General features: G+C 40.2%; 15 protein-coding genes. 8 read left to right on the forward strand and 7 right to left on the reverse strand.

From position 1 onward, the window contains the following. Window position 1 precedes the first annotated feature (1 nt). The 3 genes from LVD16_RS03190 to LVD16_RS03200 are packed head-to-tail and all read left to right on the forward strand — an operon-like array spanning window position 2 to window position 4,059. Complete coding sequence (locus LVD16_RS03190; RefSeq protein ID WP_233772141.1) at window positions 2-1,348, forward strand: TolC family protein; 1,347 nt, start codon at window positions 2-4, stop codon at window positions 1,346-1,348. 15 nt (window positions 1,349-1,363) lie between these two features. Then, entirely contained in the window at window positions 1,364-2,464 is a 1,101-nt protein-coding gene (locus LVD16_RS03195) for an HlyD family secretion protein (RefSeq protein ID WP_233772142.1), read from the forward strand. A 17-nt stretch (window positions 2,465-2,481) separates the two neighbouring features. Continuing rightward, window positions 2,482-4,059, forward strand: a complete 1,578-nt coding sequence (locus LVD16_RS03200; RefSeq protein WP_233772143.1) for a DHA2 family efflux MFS transporter permease subunit — start codon at window positions 2,482-2,484, stop codon at window positions 4,057-4,059. Here LVD16_RS03200 and LVD16_RS03205 read toward each other — a convergent pair. Both LVD16_RS03205 and LVD16_RS03210 read right to left on the reverse strand, forming a co-directional pair. Then, window positions 4,056-4,271, reverse strand: a complete 216-nt coding sequence (locus LVD16_RS03205; protein ID WP_233772144.1) for a hypothetical protein — start codon at window positions 4,269-4,271, stop codon at window positions 4,056-4,058. The two genes, LVD16_RS03200 and LVD16_RS03205, sit on opposite strands and share 4 nt — an antisense overlap. A 73-nt stretch (window positions 4,272-4,344) precedes the next feature. Beyond that, window positions 4,345-4,929 (reverse strand): T9SS type A sorting domain-containing protein, encoded by a 585-nt coding sequence (locus LVD16_RS03210; RefSeq protein ID WP_233772145.1) that lies wholly within the window; start codon window positions 4,927-4,929, stop codon window positions 4,345-4,347. Between the two features lie 389 nt (window positions 4,930-5,318). Here LVD16_RS03210 and LVD16_RS03215 point away from each other — a divergent pair, with 389 nt between their 5' ends. The 3 genes from LVD16_RS03215 to LVD16_RS03225 all read left to right on the forward strand — a co-directional run bounded on the left by LVD16_RS03215 (window position 5,319) and on the right by LVD16_RS03225 (window position 7,510). Further along, a complete protein-coding gene (locus LVD16_RS03215) occupies window positions 5,319-5,948 on the forward strand; it encodes a hypothetical protein (RefSeq protein ID WP_233772146.1) in 630 nt (209 codons plus the stop codon). Between the two features lie 26 nt (window positions 5,949-5,974). After that, entirely contained in the window at window positions 5,975-6,481 is a 507-nt protein-coding gene (locus LVD16_RS03220; protein WP_233772147.1) for a hypothetical protein, read from the forward strand. A gap of 354 nt (window positions 6,482-6,835) precedes the next feature. Beyond that, window positions 6,836-7,510, forward strand: coding sequence for a uracil-DNA glycosylase family protein (locus LVD16_RS03225; RefSeq protein ID WP_233772148.1), 675 nt, complete (start codon window positions 6,836-6,838; stop codon window positions 7,508-7,510). On the opposite strand, the gene LVD16_RS03230 is transcribed toward LVD16_RS03225, so the two are convergent. From LVD16_RS03230 to LVD16_RS03245, 4 genes are all read right to left on the reverse strand, one after another. Continuing rightward, window positions 7,507-8,100: a YkgJ family cysteine cluster protein gene (locus LVD16_RS03230; protein WP_233772149.1), complete on the reverse strand. Its 594-nt coding sequence runs from the start codon at window positions 8,098-8,100 to the stop codon at window positions 7,507-7,509. The genes LVD16_RS03225 and LVD16_RS03230 overlap by 4 nt on opposite strands. An 84-nt stretch (window positions 8,101-8,184) precedes the next feature. Further along, a complete protein-coding gene (locus LVD16_RS03235) occupies window positions 8,185-8,832 on the reverse strand; it encodes a DUF2490 domain-containing protein (protein WP_233772150.1) in 648 nt (215 codons plus the stop codon). A 28-nt stretch (window positions 8,833-8,860) separates the two neighbouring features. Beyond that, window positions 8,861-9,448: a hypothetical protein gene (locus LVD16_RS03240; protein WP_233772151.1), complete on the reverse strand. Its 588-nt coding sequence runs from the start codon at window positions 9,446-9,448 to the stop codon at window positions 8,861-8,863. Window positions 9,449-9,495: 47 nt separating this feature from the next. Beyond that, window positions 9,496-11,406 (reverse strand): rhomboid family intramembrane serine protease, encoded by a 1,911-nt coding sequence (locus tag LVD16_RS03245; protein ID WP_233772152.1) that lies wholly within the window; start codon window positions 11,404-11,406, stop codon window positions 9,496-9,498. A gap of 147 nt (window positions 11,407-11,553) precedes the next feature. Between LVD16_RS03245 and LVD16_RS03250 the strand changes: the two genes are divergently transcribed. Then, window positions 11,554-13,290 (forward strand): ABC transporter ATP-binding protein, encoded by a 1,737-nt coding sequence (locus LVD16_RS03250; protein ID WP_233772153.1) that lies wholly within the window; start codon window positions 11,554-11,556, stop codon window positions 13,288-13,290. Window positions 13,291-13,301: 11 nt separating this feature from the next. Then, window positions 13,302-13,832 carry a DinB family protein gene (locus LVD16_RS03255; RefSeq protein WP_233772154.1) on the forward strand — a complete coding sequence of 177 codons (531 nt, stop codon included), beginning with the start codon at window positions 13,302-13,304 and terminating at the stop codon, window positions 13,830-13,832. Here the strand turns inward: LVD16_RS03255 and LVD16_RS03260 are convergent. Then, the gene (locus LVD16_RS03260; protein WP_233772155.1) at window positions 13,829-16,489 is read right to left on the reverse strand and encodes an alpha-L-rhamnosidase; all 2,661 of its coding nucleotides are present in this window, start codon (window positions 16,487-16,489) and stop codon (window positions 13,829-13,831) included. The genes LVD16_RS03255 and LVD16_RS03260 overlap by 4 nt on opposite strands. Window positions 16,490-16,514 lie beyond the last annotated feature (25 nt).

Here is a 16,514-nt window from a genome sequence, read left to right on the forward strand (position 1 = left end):
TATGAAGAAAAGTTGTCTGATAGTCCTTATGGGGCTGTTAACTTTTAATCTACATGCTCAGGACGAGCATCAATTGAATTTGGAAGAGGCGGTGGAATTGGGTTTACAAAATAGTAAATCACTAAAGGCCTCCTATGCGGCGCTACAAGAGGCTAATGCAAAGTTAGCGCAAAGCAAGCACGATCAATACCCTGAATTAACTATTTCAGGCGCACACCTGAGGGTAAACAATCCTACAGTAGAGACCCATTTTGGTGGAGATACTGACAGTGGTGATGGTGAACCTCAAAGTGGGAGCTCACCCGAAGTTTCTTCGGTAACATATGGTATGGCCAGTTTCTCTCAGCCTATTTTTAGTGGCTTTAGATTACATAATGCCGTTAAAGTAGCGGATTATCTAAAAACAGCCGCTGAATTGGATGTGGATAATCAAAGAGAAGCGGTAATTTTTAATATTATCAGTGCCTATTATAACTACTATAAACTGCTTTCTACCAAAGGTCTTGTAGAGCAAAATCTTAATGAGGCACAGGAAAGAGTAAAGCTTTTCAATAACCTGGAAAGTAATGGAGTAATTACTCGTAACGACCTATTGAAGGCGCAACTTCAGCAATCTAACATGGAGCTTAGCCTTTTAGAGGTTAACAATAATGTAGATGTGGCCAATTATAATATGAACATTTTACTCGGTCTACCTGAGGAAACCATTATTAAAATTGACACCGCAGAACTAGCCAATGCTCATATTGCTGATGTGAGTGACATTAGCTTCTACATGGGTAAAGCAGGTGAATCACGCAGTGATCTTAATGCCGCTCAAAACCGTGAAATGGCAGCCAGTCAAGGTATTAAGATTGCTAAAGGCGGTTATTACCCATCTCTAGCGCTCACGGCAGGTTATGTAGATGCTTACATTCCTGATTTTGTTACCATTACGAATGCAGTAAATGTAGGTCTAGGTGTACAATACAACCTTTCTAACCTTTTCAAAGGTAAGAGTCATGTACAGGAAGCTCAAGCCAAGGCAGATCAGGCATCTCTGGTGGCTGATATGAAATGGGATGGTGTAAGAACAGAAATCTACCGTGATTACGCGAACTACCAGAAGGAGCTTAAAAAAATTCAAACGCTGGAAGTTGCTAGTAATCAGGCTACTGAAAACTACCGCATCACCAATAACAGCTATAACAATAGTGTGGCACTTTTAACAGACGTGCTGGAAGCTGAAGTTCAGAAACTACAAGCACAGGTAAACGAGATGCACGCCAAAGCTGACGCGCAGATCAGCTACTACCAACTTGCCAAAGACTCTGGCATTTTAAAACAAGAATTTAACATCGAACAATAATTATCTATAGTAAATATGAACACGCCAATGGAAAATCCTGAGCAAAAAAAGAAAAAAGGAAGCAAGTTATTTCCTATCATTTTTGCAGGAATAGTGGTTGCAGGTATCGTTTTTGGAGTTTTTAAATACATCCATGGCCTGCATTATGAAGAAACTGAAGATGCGCAGCTAGAAACTAATATCAGTCCGGTGATACCCAAAGCTTCAGGCTATATTACCAAAATATTTGTAGATGATAATAAGCACGTAAAGCAAGGAGATACTTTAGTAATCTTAGAAGACACAGATTATAAAATCCGTGTAGAGCAAGCTGAAGCGGCCTTTGAAAACGCTAAAGCTAACTTAGAGGTAGTAAAATCAGGTGCCTCTGCATCTGTGGCTAACGTGAGCACCTCGCAGGCTAACATCGCTACCGTACAGGCTAATATAGAAGCCGCTAAAGTAGATCTTTGGCAAGCCACTCAGGATTATAACAGATATTCTAACTTAATAAAGGATCACTCTATCACACAGCAACAGTTTGACAAAGTGCAGGCGACCAAAGAAGCAGCAGAAAAGAAATTAGCTGTGCTTCAAAGCCAGAAATCAGTAGCAGCAAAACAGAAAGTTGTGAGCCAATCCAATAGTGATGTTTCTACTAATAACATTGCTGTGGCAGAAGCGAATGTAAAAATGCGTCAGGCAGAGCTTGAGCTGGCACAGTTACAACTTTCCTATACTGTAGTTACAGCCCCTATCAGCGGCACTATTTCTCAAAAGCATGTTGAAGTAGGTCAGTTAGTACAGGCCGGTCAGTCATTATTTGCGATTGTTGAAGATAGCAACATCTGGGTGGTAGCCAATTTCAAAGAAACTCAAATGGCCAAAATACAGCCAGGACAAGAAGTAGAAGTAGAAGTTGATGCTGTACCAGGAACTACTTTCGTAGGCAAAGTTCAGTCTATAGCAGCTGCTACAGGCGCTAAATTCTCATTACTTCCTCCAGATAATGCTACTGGTAACTTCGTGAAAGTGGTACAAAGAATACCGGTAAAAATAGTTCTGAATGACGGACAGGAGCAGCAATCAAAGCTAAGAGCTGGAATGAACGTGCTGGTAGAAGTCTCACTAGACTAAAAGTTAGCTTTTAATTTATGCTACAAGAAAATAATACGGTAGAATACGGGTTTCGGCGCGTGATCATTACGATTACGGCCATCACGTGTGCGCTGCTAGAGATTGTGGACACAACTATTGTGAACGTAGCTCTAAATGACATGCGAGGAAACCTGGGCGCTACCCTGAATGACGTAGGTTGGGTAGTTACCGCCTACGCCATAGCAAACGTAATTATGGTACCGCTCACCAGCTGGCTTTCGCAGCAGTTTGGTAGAAAAAACTACTTTGCGGCTTCCATTATCATATTTACCACGGCCTCCTTTTTATGTGGTAATGCTACGAATATTTGGGAGCTGGTGGCTTTCAGGTTTATACAAGGTTTAGGTGGTGGTGCACTGCTTGTTACTTCTCAAACCATTATTACTGAAGCATACCCGCCAGAAAAACGTGGTATGGCCCAAGCATTGTACGGAATGGGAGTCATTGTAGGCCCTACACTTGGCCCGCCTTTAGGAGGGTATATTGTAGATAATTACAGCTGGCCCTATATTTTCTATATCAATATCCCGATCGGGATTATAGCTACCATGCTTACACTGAACTACGTGGCGAGTCCTAATTATGGTGGAAAGAAGAAGGCCTCTGAAATTGACTGGCTGGGAATATTCCTGCTCATTTTGGCGGTAGGCTCTTTACAGTATGTACTGGAAAAAGGACAGGAACATGATTGGTTCTCTGATCCGCTCATTATAGTATTAGCCATTACCGGTGTAGGTGGTTTTTATATGCTCATCTGGAGAGAATTAACCATTGACAACCCGGTGATAGAATTGAGAGTACTCAAAGACAAAAACCTGGCTGTAGGAACCATATTCACCTTTATTCTAGGTTTCGGATTATATGGTTCCACCTTCATTATTCCGCTGTTTACCCAATCTATTTTAGGATGGACAGCCCTGGATGCAGGACTTTTGCTGGTGCCCAGTTCTATAGCCACCGGTCTTATGATGCCCGTAGTGGGTAAGCTCATTCAAAGAGGAGTGCCCCAGAAATATCTGGTAGCAGGAGGATTCATCATATTTTTTCTCTACAGCTTCTGGGCTCACGGCATCATCACGCCACAAACAGGTAATGATGATTTCTTCTGGCTTCTTATGGTAAGAGGTGTAGGATTAGGATTATTATTTGTACCTATCACCACACTGGCATTATCTACCCTTAAGGGAAAAGAAATTGCAGAAGGAGCGGCATTCACAGGAATGGTAAGACAGCTGGGAGGTTCGTTCGGTATTGCGTTGATCAGTACATTCATCAGCAGAAGCACTTTTATGTACAGAGCTGATTTAATTAAGAACCTGAGTCCTTACGATCCTATTGTACAGCAAAGGCTGGAAGGAAGCAAGCAAATGTTTATGTCTGCCGGCTCATCACCAGATATGGCCTTACAAAAGGGCTATCAAATGTTTGAGATGAGTGTCATGAGGCAGGCCTCTTTGCTCAGCTATATGGATGTATTTTTATACATAGGTATATTCTTCTTACTCTGTGCCCCACTAGTGCTCATAGTGAGGTCCGCCAAAAATAAGGCGGTGAGTACAGAAGGCTTACATTAATCTTGAGCGGTATATAGCCGCTCTATTTTAGCACGATCTTCTTCAGGTATAGTCTGGTCCTGAATAAGTCTAAAGGCGTCTGATGCTGATCTGATATTATACTTATCAATCACGTTAGATGCCTTTTCTTTTTTACGTCTGGCCCTAATCATAAAGAATATGCCCACCTGAACGGCTAACATTAGTACCAGAAAAGCAATCAGAAATTTCATAGGCTAAAGATATAAAAAAGGCCACCGGAATATTTCCCGGCGACCTTTTACCTAAACAAAACAAAGTTTTTATTTATTCAGCGGGTACTGTTACTGAGTATTCACCGCTGGTAATTTGAAAATTAAAAGATGAAGATTCTGAATCTGTTAAATCATAAATCTTCCTAAAGCCCTCACTACTTTTAATGGTTTCTTCGAAAACCACTTTGTCGTTATCATCTGTAATAACCACAGATACTGGGCTAGTGGCATATTTTAGCACCGCCAAACGGAATCTTTTGCCATCATTCACATTCAGAATGTTAGCCTTCAAGGTTTCATTGGCCATGCCATGCTTTACTATCTTACTGGTTTTAGAGCCATCTGGGTTAATCACCTCAAACTTGTACTCACCTACGGGTAGAGACTCAAAGTTAAAAGGCTGAGAAAAGCCATCTGAATTGATTACCGACTGCTCGTAAACTTTTTCCCCAGAATAATTATAAATGTTGATTTTCACCTCTCCCTGATCTGGCTTAAAGTAAACCAGCTTGAATTTGTCCTTATTGTTTTGGACTACATTAAATGTGTTTTGAGGATCTACTTTCGAAAAGTTTGCGGACGCAAACGTAGTGGTGCCTGCTATAAGCATAGCTGCCATTGCTGTTAAAAATTTCATACCTAATTATTTTGTTGTTGTTGTTTTGACCTGTTTGATATAACGGAACTTTTTGGAAACGGTTGCGAAATTTGAAAAATAATGTGATTAGCGTAAAAAACAGATGCTGAGTGGTTTATGAATATTTGCGAATGGTTAAACAAATTCATGCTAAATTTTATGAAGAAATATTCATATATTGAAACTTCAATAAAACTAGTCTTATATGTTAAAAAACGTAATTATATCATTAGGAATTACTCTGTTAATTCCTCTGATCTTTATCTCATATCAGGCATTTTCCGGCAGTCATGGAGAAGGATATGCTTTTGTAATTTCTTTGTCAAAAAATTTTTACATCGAATTAATAATTTCTTTTTTAATCATCTTTGGCTTGGTCTATTTAATACGTGGAAGAGTTTTTTCTAAAAAGGTTTAAGAAAAAAACTAAAGCTGAGCTGGAGCAAATACTCGCTAAACAAGAGAAATATGAGCCAGCCGCTATCAGTGCGGCCACAACTGTTTTACAGGAAGAATTATATCAACTAGAGACTCCCACTTTTGCAGACCCAAGGGCTAGAACACTTACCAAAAGCTGGAATGACTTTAGGCGAACTTTTAGCGTGAGGGATATACTTCCAACGCTTTTGTTAGGGGCAGCTTTTATCACCATATTTTTCATTTATGACCGAGTGGGTTTATTCAATCTTGTACCAAAGGGATTTTGGAGGTTAACGATAACTACGGTTACTCTTAGTTCTTTTCTCATTGCTAATCACCATCTCTATTTCCTGATTCATGGGCGTGCTAATTCCTTTGTAGGGAAAGTTATTCTGGATTACACATTTTACATTGGACTGATAGTGTTTTTCATGATAATTATCTTATTTGTAGCAATTACCCATGGGCAAAGTGTTTCTGCATCACTACAAATGCCGCCAATTTTCGCCTTGGTAATCTTTTTATCCATACTAGTATTTATTCTCTTCGAGCTGATAGTGAAAGTTTTAAATTTCATGTTTAAGCTGAAATTTCTTTAAAATATCCTCTTCTAACAAAAATTAAAATGACTAAGAAAGACTTCTTTATTCTGGTGATTAAAATACTGGGTTTGTATTTACTTATTGCAACCCTGTTTTCTGGAATGCCAAGTGCCATGAGCATGGCATTCGTTGAACCAGGTGCAGAAAATATCTTTTGGATAATTCTTATCGTCGGCTTGATCATAGGCCTATTTCTTCTCCTAATTTTTAAAGCTGATCACTTAGTTAGGTTGCTACAACTGGATAAAGGTTTTGATGATGAGCGAATTAATCTGGGTTCTCTAAACGCTGAAGACATCGTTAAAATTTCTCTGTTTCTAATTGGAGGTTTTATGATCGTAAAAAACATACCCAGCTTTATTAGCTACTGCTATATGGTTTTGAAATCTGACATAGGTGGCGAGACTATTCAAGACATGACTAAATTTTGGTGGGCAGTAGCAGCAATCAATGTATTCATCGGATTTATATTAATAACCAATTATAGACCTATTGCACAGAGGTTTGTCCACACTAACGCAGACAATTGATCGAACTCATTCTAGTAATTTTAATAGCTTTCGTTTTTGCTAAGGCCAGCAAAAATAAAAGAGATAGCTCCATCTGGTGGGCCTTTGTAGGAATCATATATTATGCCACAGGCCGCTCATTAGCTTTATTAATGATATATGGGTGTTGATTGTAGTAGGTTCTGCCAACTTCTCATTTAGAGAATTGTCTGCTATCTCTCTAGGGGAGTTAATATTATGTATAATTATTGGAACTATTACGGCTTACATTCTTGGAAGTATCTCTGGGTTAAACTTCAGAAGAATACTAAACGAAAATTAAATCAGTCGAACCATTATGAAAAGTAGTTCATAAGAGATGACTAACTTTACATTATGACCTATGCCCAACAAATTCTTGACTACTATGCTCGGCTCAATTTGCCTCAAAATTTGCCGGAAGGCGTAGAGGTGCTCTATCCTTTTGATGAAGATGAGGTAAAAAGGGTGACTGATCTTTTCTATCATCAATATTTTAATGATACCAATAAAAGGACTTTTCTCATAGGTATAAATCCAGGCAGGCTTGGGGGTGGCGCTACGGGAATCCCATTCACTGATCCCATACGGCTGGAAGAAGAACTGGGTATTGAAAATAATTTTGATAAAAAATCTGAGTTGTCCTCTCGATTTATTTATCAAATGATTCAGGCTGTAGGTGGACCTGCTATCTTTTATAAACACTTCTATTTCAGCTCTGTATCTCCATTGGGATTTGTAAAAGATGGTAAAAATCTAAATTATTACGACATACCCGAGCTTCAAAATGCCCTGGAAGATTATATGGTGGAAGAAATGCGCAAGCAGATAGCCTTTGGTGCGCATGACACAGCCTTTAGCCTGGGTATGGGCAAAAACATTGCTTACCTGAAAGCACTGAACAAAAAGTATAAGCTATTTAAGGAAATAGTGCCGCTACCGCATCCAAGATGGGTGATGCAGTATCGGCTGAAACGGCTTGATGAGTTTATAGATCAATACAAACAAGCATTTTCTCCATTTATGCATTAAGCCCTTCGTGGTTTTCGGTAGGCATAATAGCTAAGAACTATTTTCAAGGCCTCGTGCACTGCCTGGTTGATGGGCATAAGCTTCATTCCAAGCTCTGAATCAATGGCTCTAAGTTGAAAATAATAGTTTCTCATCACCGGTGTGGGTCTTCCTTCAGCTATATGCTGCACTGCCTTTTGATAAACTAATTGTTTCTCAGTTTTTATAGTTTGGCAAGTAACCAGCTTGGGTTCGCCATTCTTATCCAGCACAGCGGCATTACCAAAAAGTCTGCAAATAAGGCCTCTGTATTTATACTGACTACAAAATCCGGACTCGTTTTCCTTTAAGAAAGGGCGAAACATTCGGCAAAAAGGATCATCGCTGGAAGTGTCTAATTCTTCAAGCCATTGATAAGCCTGCCCTTCTTTAAAGAGGTGGTAGGCTAACGGCAAAAATTCCAATGCAGCTGCCGAAATATCTGGCTTTTTGCAACATAGACCGCATCCTGAGACGCACTGTAAACCCGTTGCATTCTTAAAGGTAGCCAGGTCCCTTTCCAGGCTGGAGAATACCCGTTCTACAGCCTGAACTTTACGATAAATTGACATTCGTAAAAAACCGGCACGAAGATATTTAGAAGTCCGATAATTCTGATCTGTTAGATCTAAATTTATTTTGCAAGACCGTGGCTGTTATAACTGAATGTAGTAGTTGAACTGTAAAAACGGCACATGATTCAAATTACTAAACAAATCATTTGACCGCCATTGAAAATTAAACTCCAATTTGTTTCTCTGAGCCAATAAGTAGCCAACCCCAGCAGTTAGCCTATTATCCAGAGAAGCATCTGTAGTTTTGCCTGTGGTGTATAATAGCTCATTGGATGCCATTGCATAAAATTCTTTTGGATTGAGCTCCTCTCCTGATAACGGAGCATCTAAGGAAAATCTATACCTAAAACGCCAGCGATAATTATCATTTTGCCAGCGCTCATCTACTCTCAGTCTACTGGCATAGCGCTGATTTAAGTTACTGTGCGCCCAGCTAATCTGCTGAGTTAATCGGTGCTCATACAAATATTCCTCCTCCTCAAAGGGATCTCGATAGCGATATTTGTAGCCCGCACTTAGCTTCACGTTACTCAACCAATGATAGGTGAAAAATTGGCTCAGTTCAAAAAACTCGGTTACAGTACCTGCATCCTCTAGGGTAGTAAGTCTGGCACCTAAACTAGTATTCGCCGACCAGCGTGATTTTATTTTGTAATTTACTGAAACTCCTGGCTCATAGCTTATTTTATCTTCTTGTGCCTTTGCGCTGCTTAAAAAAAGGCTCATCATTAAAGCCAATGCAAGGCACCCTCTACTCTTAATACAAGATATGATCATCGGCCCTCCCCACTATTTCCCTCTGTTCTAAAAATTTTCCCTGCTCATCGAATAGCATCTCATAACCTTGCCACGAGTTATTCTGAAGCACACTTATGATCAATTCATATCTTATTGTAAATCTACTTTCATTGGCATGAGCCGAATAAAATATTTGCTGTAGACTGGCAGATGGATCACTATATTGCTTTTGGCTTTTTCTTATCTGATAATTGGCATATTTCGCCAAATGATCTGCAACATTTTGGATCACATTATCTGGCAAAGCCATGAAGCAGACCAACCGTTCTATATCTTCTAACATCCCATTTTTATTAAATTCAATACTATAAAGGATGTGGTCTTTTTTCAGCTTTATCTCATAACTGGTACGGCCGCTGTCAGACTCAAAGTAATACTTCACTTTCTTTGCGTCATTTATAATTTGATCTGCCTGATCTAATATGCTGGCAGGCAATTCCTTAGCTTTAATCCGCACCTCCTTTTCCGCCTTGTATTTTTGGGCGTGCGCACAAGTACAGATGATAAATAGTACTAGTATGGCCGCATACTTTAAAATTAACTTCATATTAAATTTTAAAACCGTGAAATCTGATATTGGTTTATCAATAACCATCAAGGAAAAATAAACCTGTGGTAAGCCCCAGATAGCACCGGATTTATACCATGCTCTCTTCCTGGCTCCCACTTTGGTCCGTTTTGTAATATTTCCATGGCCATTTCACTCAACTCATGATCATCACTACTGTATACTCTAATGTTATAGACATTGCCTTTTTTATCCACATCGAAGAGCAATTCTACAGCACCTTTTGGGAAAGAATTGGGAAGGCTTTCTATGCGCTCCGTTAAGTAGGCCTGGAACTTTTCATAGCCACCTTGTGGATAGGGCTGATAAATGGAGGCATCATACTCATACATTTCTCCATCTTTAGAATAGGATATTCCTTTAGTGAGCCTGCCCTGATCAAAAAACTCTTTGAAGTAGGGCTGGCCATTGGCATAGTAGCCAAAGCTGAGGCTGTCTTTCAGGCCATTAGTAAAATGCTGATAGGAGGCTATAATGCCACCGTCATATGTTTTAATTATATCTCCTTCGCCATTAGACACTTGGAGGTCACCGTTTTCATTCCAGGCATTGATCAGATATGACCTCTCAGCATAACGAACTTCCTGAGCCAAGGATCCATTTTTATGAAACTCCTCCCATTTTCCCACTCTATCTTCATTTTGATAGCGCCCCACAGCACTATAAACGCTGTCTTCAGTGTAGTAAAGAAACACGCCGTCTTTTATTCCTTTTTTGTAAGTGCCTTTCATCTGTATGGCACCATTTCTAAAATAATCTCTCACTGGCCCATTCCACCTGCCCAAACTGTCTTTATAACCCAATCTGTAGTAGCTGGCCAGATAACTCTGGGTCTCTTTCCAATTTTTATCATAATATACCTTAGCCACCTCGCCACTGGAAGGTTTTTGAACGGCAGAATCTGGTCGTGGCTCAGAGGCCGATTCCATAGCCAAAGGGTATTCCAAATTAAGAGTAAGCCCATCCCGTACAATATCCAAACTATCGAAATAGGTATATGATTCTTTTTCGATCATATAAATCGTGTATTGCATTTCAAGAGCCTTGTCCTCGGCATATTTTTTTATCTGATCATAATCAGAAATTAGCACTTCTGGCAGGTTATGCAGGCTATCGATTTGCCACAATAAAGTATCCCAATGCGGCATATATTCATTCATATCCTTCAGGAATACAGCATCAGAACTGTAGTTACCATTCATAATATTATTGCTGGCTCTTTCGGTCTTTACCAGTTCCTGAAAAACATCGAAATATTCTTCTTTCTCTCTGGGAAGAAGGCTGAAGTAGATAACTCCAGTCAGCGTAAGAATGATAACTGTTGTCCAATAGAATATGATCCTTTTACGGTGAACACTATAAGCGTAAAACAAGCCCAGAATGATTCCTGCCAGCAGCCCTCCCATATGAGCGGCGTTATCAAACTGAAAGGAACTACCTACCAGATTTATGATAACAATATAGACTACGAACGAAACTACAATATTCCTTAGTTTCACTTTATCGTTCCAATGGATAATTACCATGAATGTCATTAAGAAACCAAATAAGCCAAACAATGCCCCACTGGCGCCGGCACTCACCACATACAAATTCCAAAAAAGACTAGCTATACCGGCAAATAGAGCACTAATGAAATACAGCCCAGCAAAATTCCAAGAGCCAATATGTGGCTCCAAATTTCTACCAAGGCTATAAAGAGCCAACATGTTCATGAGTAAGTGCACAATGCCAAAGTGCAGAAAAGCACTACTAAAGAGCCTCCACCATTCGCTACCTAGCGTGTAGGGAGAAAAGTTAGCCCCCCAGTGGATCATAGTAATTACATCACTCTGGTTATCTTCCAAAATAACCTGTAGCACAAAAACCCCTACATTTAAGGTGAGTAGCAGATAGGTCAATAATGGAATAGGCTTTCCGTCTTGGTCTCTGATCATGGGACTAAAAGTAAAAAGTGGATTTCATTACAATAAGCAATGATGAGACTAATTTAGTTTTTAAGCATCGGGAATAATAGATACTTAAAGAAATTCACATCCTATCTTTATCAATTCCGTTTCAAAACAGGTAGCTAAATCGAAATTATGAGTAAGAAGCAAGTAACCATAGGCCATGTATTTAAGACAATTATATGGCCAAGAAAATATCAGGTGCTATTAGGGCTTGTATTAGTGATTATTAGTAGGCTAGCTAGCTTAGTTCTGCCTGGAGCAAGCAAGTTTTTGCTAGATAACGTGGTGAAAGATAATGACATGAATTTATTAAAGACCATCATTGCCGCGGTGGTCGGAGCTATTTTCATTCAGGCCATTACTTCTTTTGCTTTAACTCAAATCCTCAGTGTAGAAGCACAAAATCTTATAGCCAAATTGAGACTCAAAGTGCAAAGCCATATCATAAAGCTTCCAGTTAGATTCTTCGACAATACCAAAACAGGAGAGCTTGTATCGCGAATCATGTCTGATGTAGAAGGCGTTAGAAATATTGTTGGTACAGGGTTAGCTCAGCTTTTTGGGGGCATTTTGACATCCATTATCTGTCTTGGGATTTTGATCTATATCAGCCCGATGATGACGCTCTATGTGCTGGTACCTGTTATTATTTTTGGTGTGATTTCACTTAAAGCATTCGGTTACATCAGACCCATATTTAGAGAGCGGGGTAAAATCAACGCCGAAGTAACAGGCAGACTTACAGAAACCTTGGGAGGTGTTCGAGTAATTAAGGGATTTAATGCTGAAAATCAAGAAATTAAGACCTTTGATGAGGGTGTAACCAGGCTTTTTCTTAACGTAAAGAAAAGTCTCACTGCTACCAGTATAATGACTAGTTCCTCCACATTTCTGTTAGGTCTAGCCACCGCAGGCATCATGGGCATTGGGGGTTATATGATGATGAACGATGAACTTTCTCAAGGAGATTTTCTTGCCTTTACTCTTTACCTTGGATTTATGATAGCCCCTATCCTACAGATGAGCAATATCGGTAGCCAACTTACGGAAGCTTTTGCCGGCCTTGACAGAACGGAGGAAATTTTAAATGAGCCACTGGAAAGCGACGATCAAAAACGAACTGAGGTTCTTAAAGAAATAGAAGGGCACATTCAGTTTAAGCAGGTGAAATTTGCTTATGAAGAAAATAAAAATGTGGTAAAAGGTGTTTCTTTTGATGCCCCTGCAGGATCAGTTACAGCGCTCGTAGGAACCTCAGGATCAGGTAAATCTACTATAGCAGGCCTCGCCGCATCCTTCTTAAATCCGAATGATGGCACCATTACTATTGATGGCGTAGATTTATCCACTGTTTCATTAGAAAGCTATCGTAGCAAGCTCGGAGTGGTTTTGCAAAATGATTTTCTTTTTGAAGGCACTATTAGGGAGAACATACTTTTTCCAAGGCCACAAGCCAGTGAAGCGGAGGTACTTAATGCCGTAAAAGCAGCCCATGTAGATGAGTTTACTGATCGTTTTGAAGATGGTCTCGATACCATGATTGGTGAAAGGGGTGTAAAACTATCAGGTGGGCAGCAGCAGCGAATAGCCATAGCTCGTGCAATACTGGCTGACCCAAGAATATTAATTTTGGATGAGGCTACCTCTAACCTCGATATGGAAAGTGAGGCTTACATTCAGCAAAGTTTAAAGGAGCTGATGAAAGGTAGAACCACTTTTGTAATTGCCCACAGGCTAAGCACCATCCGTCAGGCGGATCAGATTTTAGTGATTGAAAATGGAAACATAGTGGAGCAAGGCACTCATGATCAGTTGATTGTGAAAGACGGAAGATACCATGAGCTTTATACTTATCAGGCAAGAATTTAAGCATCCCTTTTATGACCACCATAGAAACCCTACACCAACAAACCGCCGATGCCTATAGCTGGGTAAACAAACTCATTAAGGCTGTACCTGAAGAAAAATGGGAAGAAATTCCCGAGATTATCGACAGCAACCTAAGTTGGCAGGTGGGGCATTTGGTGTTGAGCTTATACTTTCATTCTGTAATGAATGTGGTGGGGCACCAGCCAGACATTATGGAGAAAATACCGATTAAGAAATACTCGGAGCTCTTCACGTACGGCCCGGCATCCGCCTCTCTGGGTGAATTCACTGCGGCAAAACTCAAAGAACATATGGCTTTGATTCAGGAGAAATCATTAAAAACTATAAACACACTATCTGCAGATCAGCTGGACCAACCTTTAGAAAATACAGGTATACAACATCCTATTGCTAAAAACAAGTTTCAGGTGCTTGACTGGAACATTAAACATACCATGTGGCACTGTGGGCAAATAGCCATGATTAAGAGAGTAGTTTACAAACCTTATGATTTCGGATTAAGAAGTACAAAACAGAATTAATCTTCAATAATAAATGTATGCGTTCCTGACTCCAAAGTAATACCGTTTACTGGCACTGTCTTTATCTCCTTACCATTTAAAGACGTCGGTTCAGCTTCCAAGTAAACGCTGCCGGTGCTGTTTGGTGGAATGATGACCTGGTACTCTAGAAGATTTCCTTTCTTTTTCCATTTAGACACGATCTCACCGAATGGACCATTGTGACTCGCTTCAAATTCTGAAAGTCCTTCTACAAAATGTGGCTTTAATATGACATTCTTAAAACCGGGAGCCTGCTCGTCGGTCAGAATGCCGCCTATCCCGGAGTATAGCCAGCCACTAATGGCACCGAACATGATGTGATTTCTGGAAATGTCCGAGCTTGCGTTGATATCCCAGTTTTCATATAAAGTGGTTGCTCCGTTTACGATCCACCAACCCCATGACGGGTAAGTTTCCTGTGAGGCCACCTGGTATGCCAGGTCTGCATGACCGTACTTGCTTAATGCTCCTAAAATTGTTCTTGTCCCTAAAAGGCCAACATCTATATGGTTATCAGCTGCTTTCACAGCTTCCGATAAATTAGTAGCCACCTTTTTCTGTAGCTGATCCGGCACTAATCCCCAATACAGCGCGGCACTCAGCTCGGTTTGGAAGCCAGAGCCATAAATCCCGGTTTCAGGGTTCAAATACTTTTTGTTGATAGCGATTTTTAAATCATCAGCCAATTTTTGATAATGCTTATGATCTTCAGTATGACCAAAATGAAGCGCTGCCTTAGATAGAATAGAAGCATCTACAAAATAATAGATAGATGAGGTAAGCTCTCTAGGTGTTTTTGATTTCACCGGAACCCAATCTCCTAATCCCCGATCGGTTAGTCCATCCTCCTGTGATACTTCAGTGATGTGATCTACATATTTTTTTAGCGGAAGATACATTTCTTCAAGTGCACGATCATCTCCATAAAATTGATAAAGCTCCCATGGAATAATGGCGATAGTGCTGGTCCAATCCGGGCCGTTACCCCAGTCATAGCCCCAACCCCAGGTAGGAACTATTGATGGAAGAACCCCATTTTCCCGCTGTTCATCACGATGGTCGGCCATCCATTTTTCGTAGATGGTGATGGCATCAAAGTTATATAGGCCTGTTTCTATATTAATATGGGCATCTCCTGTCCAGCCATTTTTCTCTCGTTGTGGACAATCAGTGGGGTAGCCAAAAAGATTAGATAGATAAGAAGCGTTTGTCGCCTCCCAAATTTTATTAATAGTTCCGTTAGAAGTAGAAATATGGCCTTGCGCCCTTACATCACTATGCATGAAAATGCCGGTGATACTTTCCTTAGTTAATGCTATCGGCTCAGTACTTTTCACCTCCACATATTGAAAGCCTTTGTAGTTAAATTTTGGTGTAAAACTCTCAACTCCTGCACCACTTAAGGTGTAAATATCCGTTTGAAATGGGTCAGAATCGTCGTGTGGGCGATAGTGCACCACAATGTTAGACAAATCAATATTGCCCGCACTATCCAATTGCTCGGAGTGGGTAACACGGATAGTTGTTCCTTTCGGGCCTTTTACTTGAAGCCGGGTAACGCCTGCAATATTTCTCCCTAAATCGAAGATGTATTGCGTGCTACTGATCTTTCTCATGCTTACGGGCTTTATTTCCTCAACATGCTTTATCGGAGGAATAGCCTGAGCCACTATGTTATTTGAAGGTGCCGATGTCTTGATAGCATTGGCCCAATTAGCGTCTTCATAACCACCTTGATTCCAGCCATTTAATTCCTTTTCAGCATTGTAATGCTCCGCTGTATAAATACTATTAAAAATAACTGGACCCAAGGCCGTTTTCCACGAATCATCTGTAGTAATAGTTTGTACCGATCCGTCAGAATAGATAAGCCTGATATTGAGGCAAAACTTAGGCCTGGCCCTCCACCCTGCTTTATCGAAATTCCAAACCGCTGTAGATTGGTGGTTATACCAACCGTTACCCAATATCACACCTACAGTAACCTCCTCATTCTGAAATTGGGACGTTACATCGTAAGTAACATATAAATTGCGCTTATCAAATCTGGTATAAATAGGATCGAGTACATGATCACCTACTTTTTCACCATTAAGATATAGCTCATATAAACCTGCCGAAGTAATGTAGGCTCGCGCACTCACTACCTTCCGAAGATTGTGAACTTCCTTCCTGAAATATGGTGCCGGTTTTAAATTGATGTCATCCGTGTCTGTTATCCAATCGCCTTTCCAATTCTCAGGTTTCATCATTCCCGTCTCGAAATGAGAAATGTTTAAATCGGTTTTATTGCCCTGATTATCAATAATCTCTACAGCCCAATAATACCTGGTAAATGGCTGAAGTGCCTCCCCATTATAAACCACCAGATGGCTACTACTATTTTCCTCTATCTTCCAGCTACTTCCTTCACGGTTCGCCACTTGCAGGGAATCCTCACCCACATAGATGCGATAAGACACCTGTTTCACTGCTTCTACCTCAGTAATCATCTGCCAGCTAAATCTGGGGTTTTCAACATCTATGCCTAATGCTTTTTCAAGATGTTCTGTTTGCAGGTTGGTAAGTTCTACCGTTGGCTTTTTCTCGGCTGCGGTGAAGGTGGAAATGAAAGATAAGAGTAAGGCAGTTAGCATAGGTATCAAAATTTACAGTTAAAAG

The organism is Fulvivirga ligni (assembly GCF_021389935.1).
GTDB classification, from domain to species: Bacteria; Bacteroidota; Bacteroidia; order Cytophagales; family Cyclobacteriaceae; genus Fulvivirga; species Fulvivirga ligni.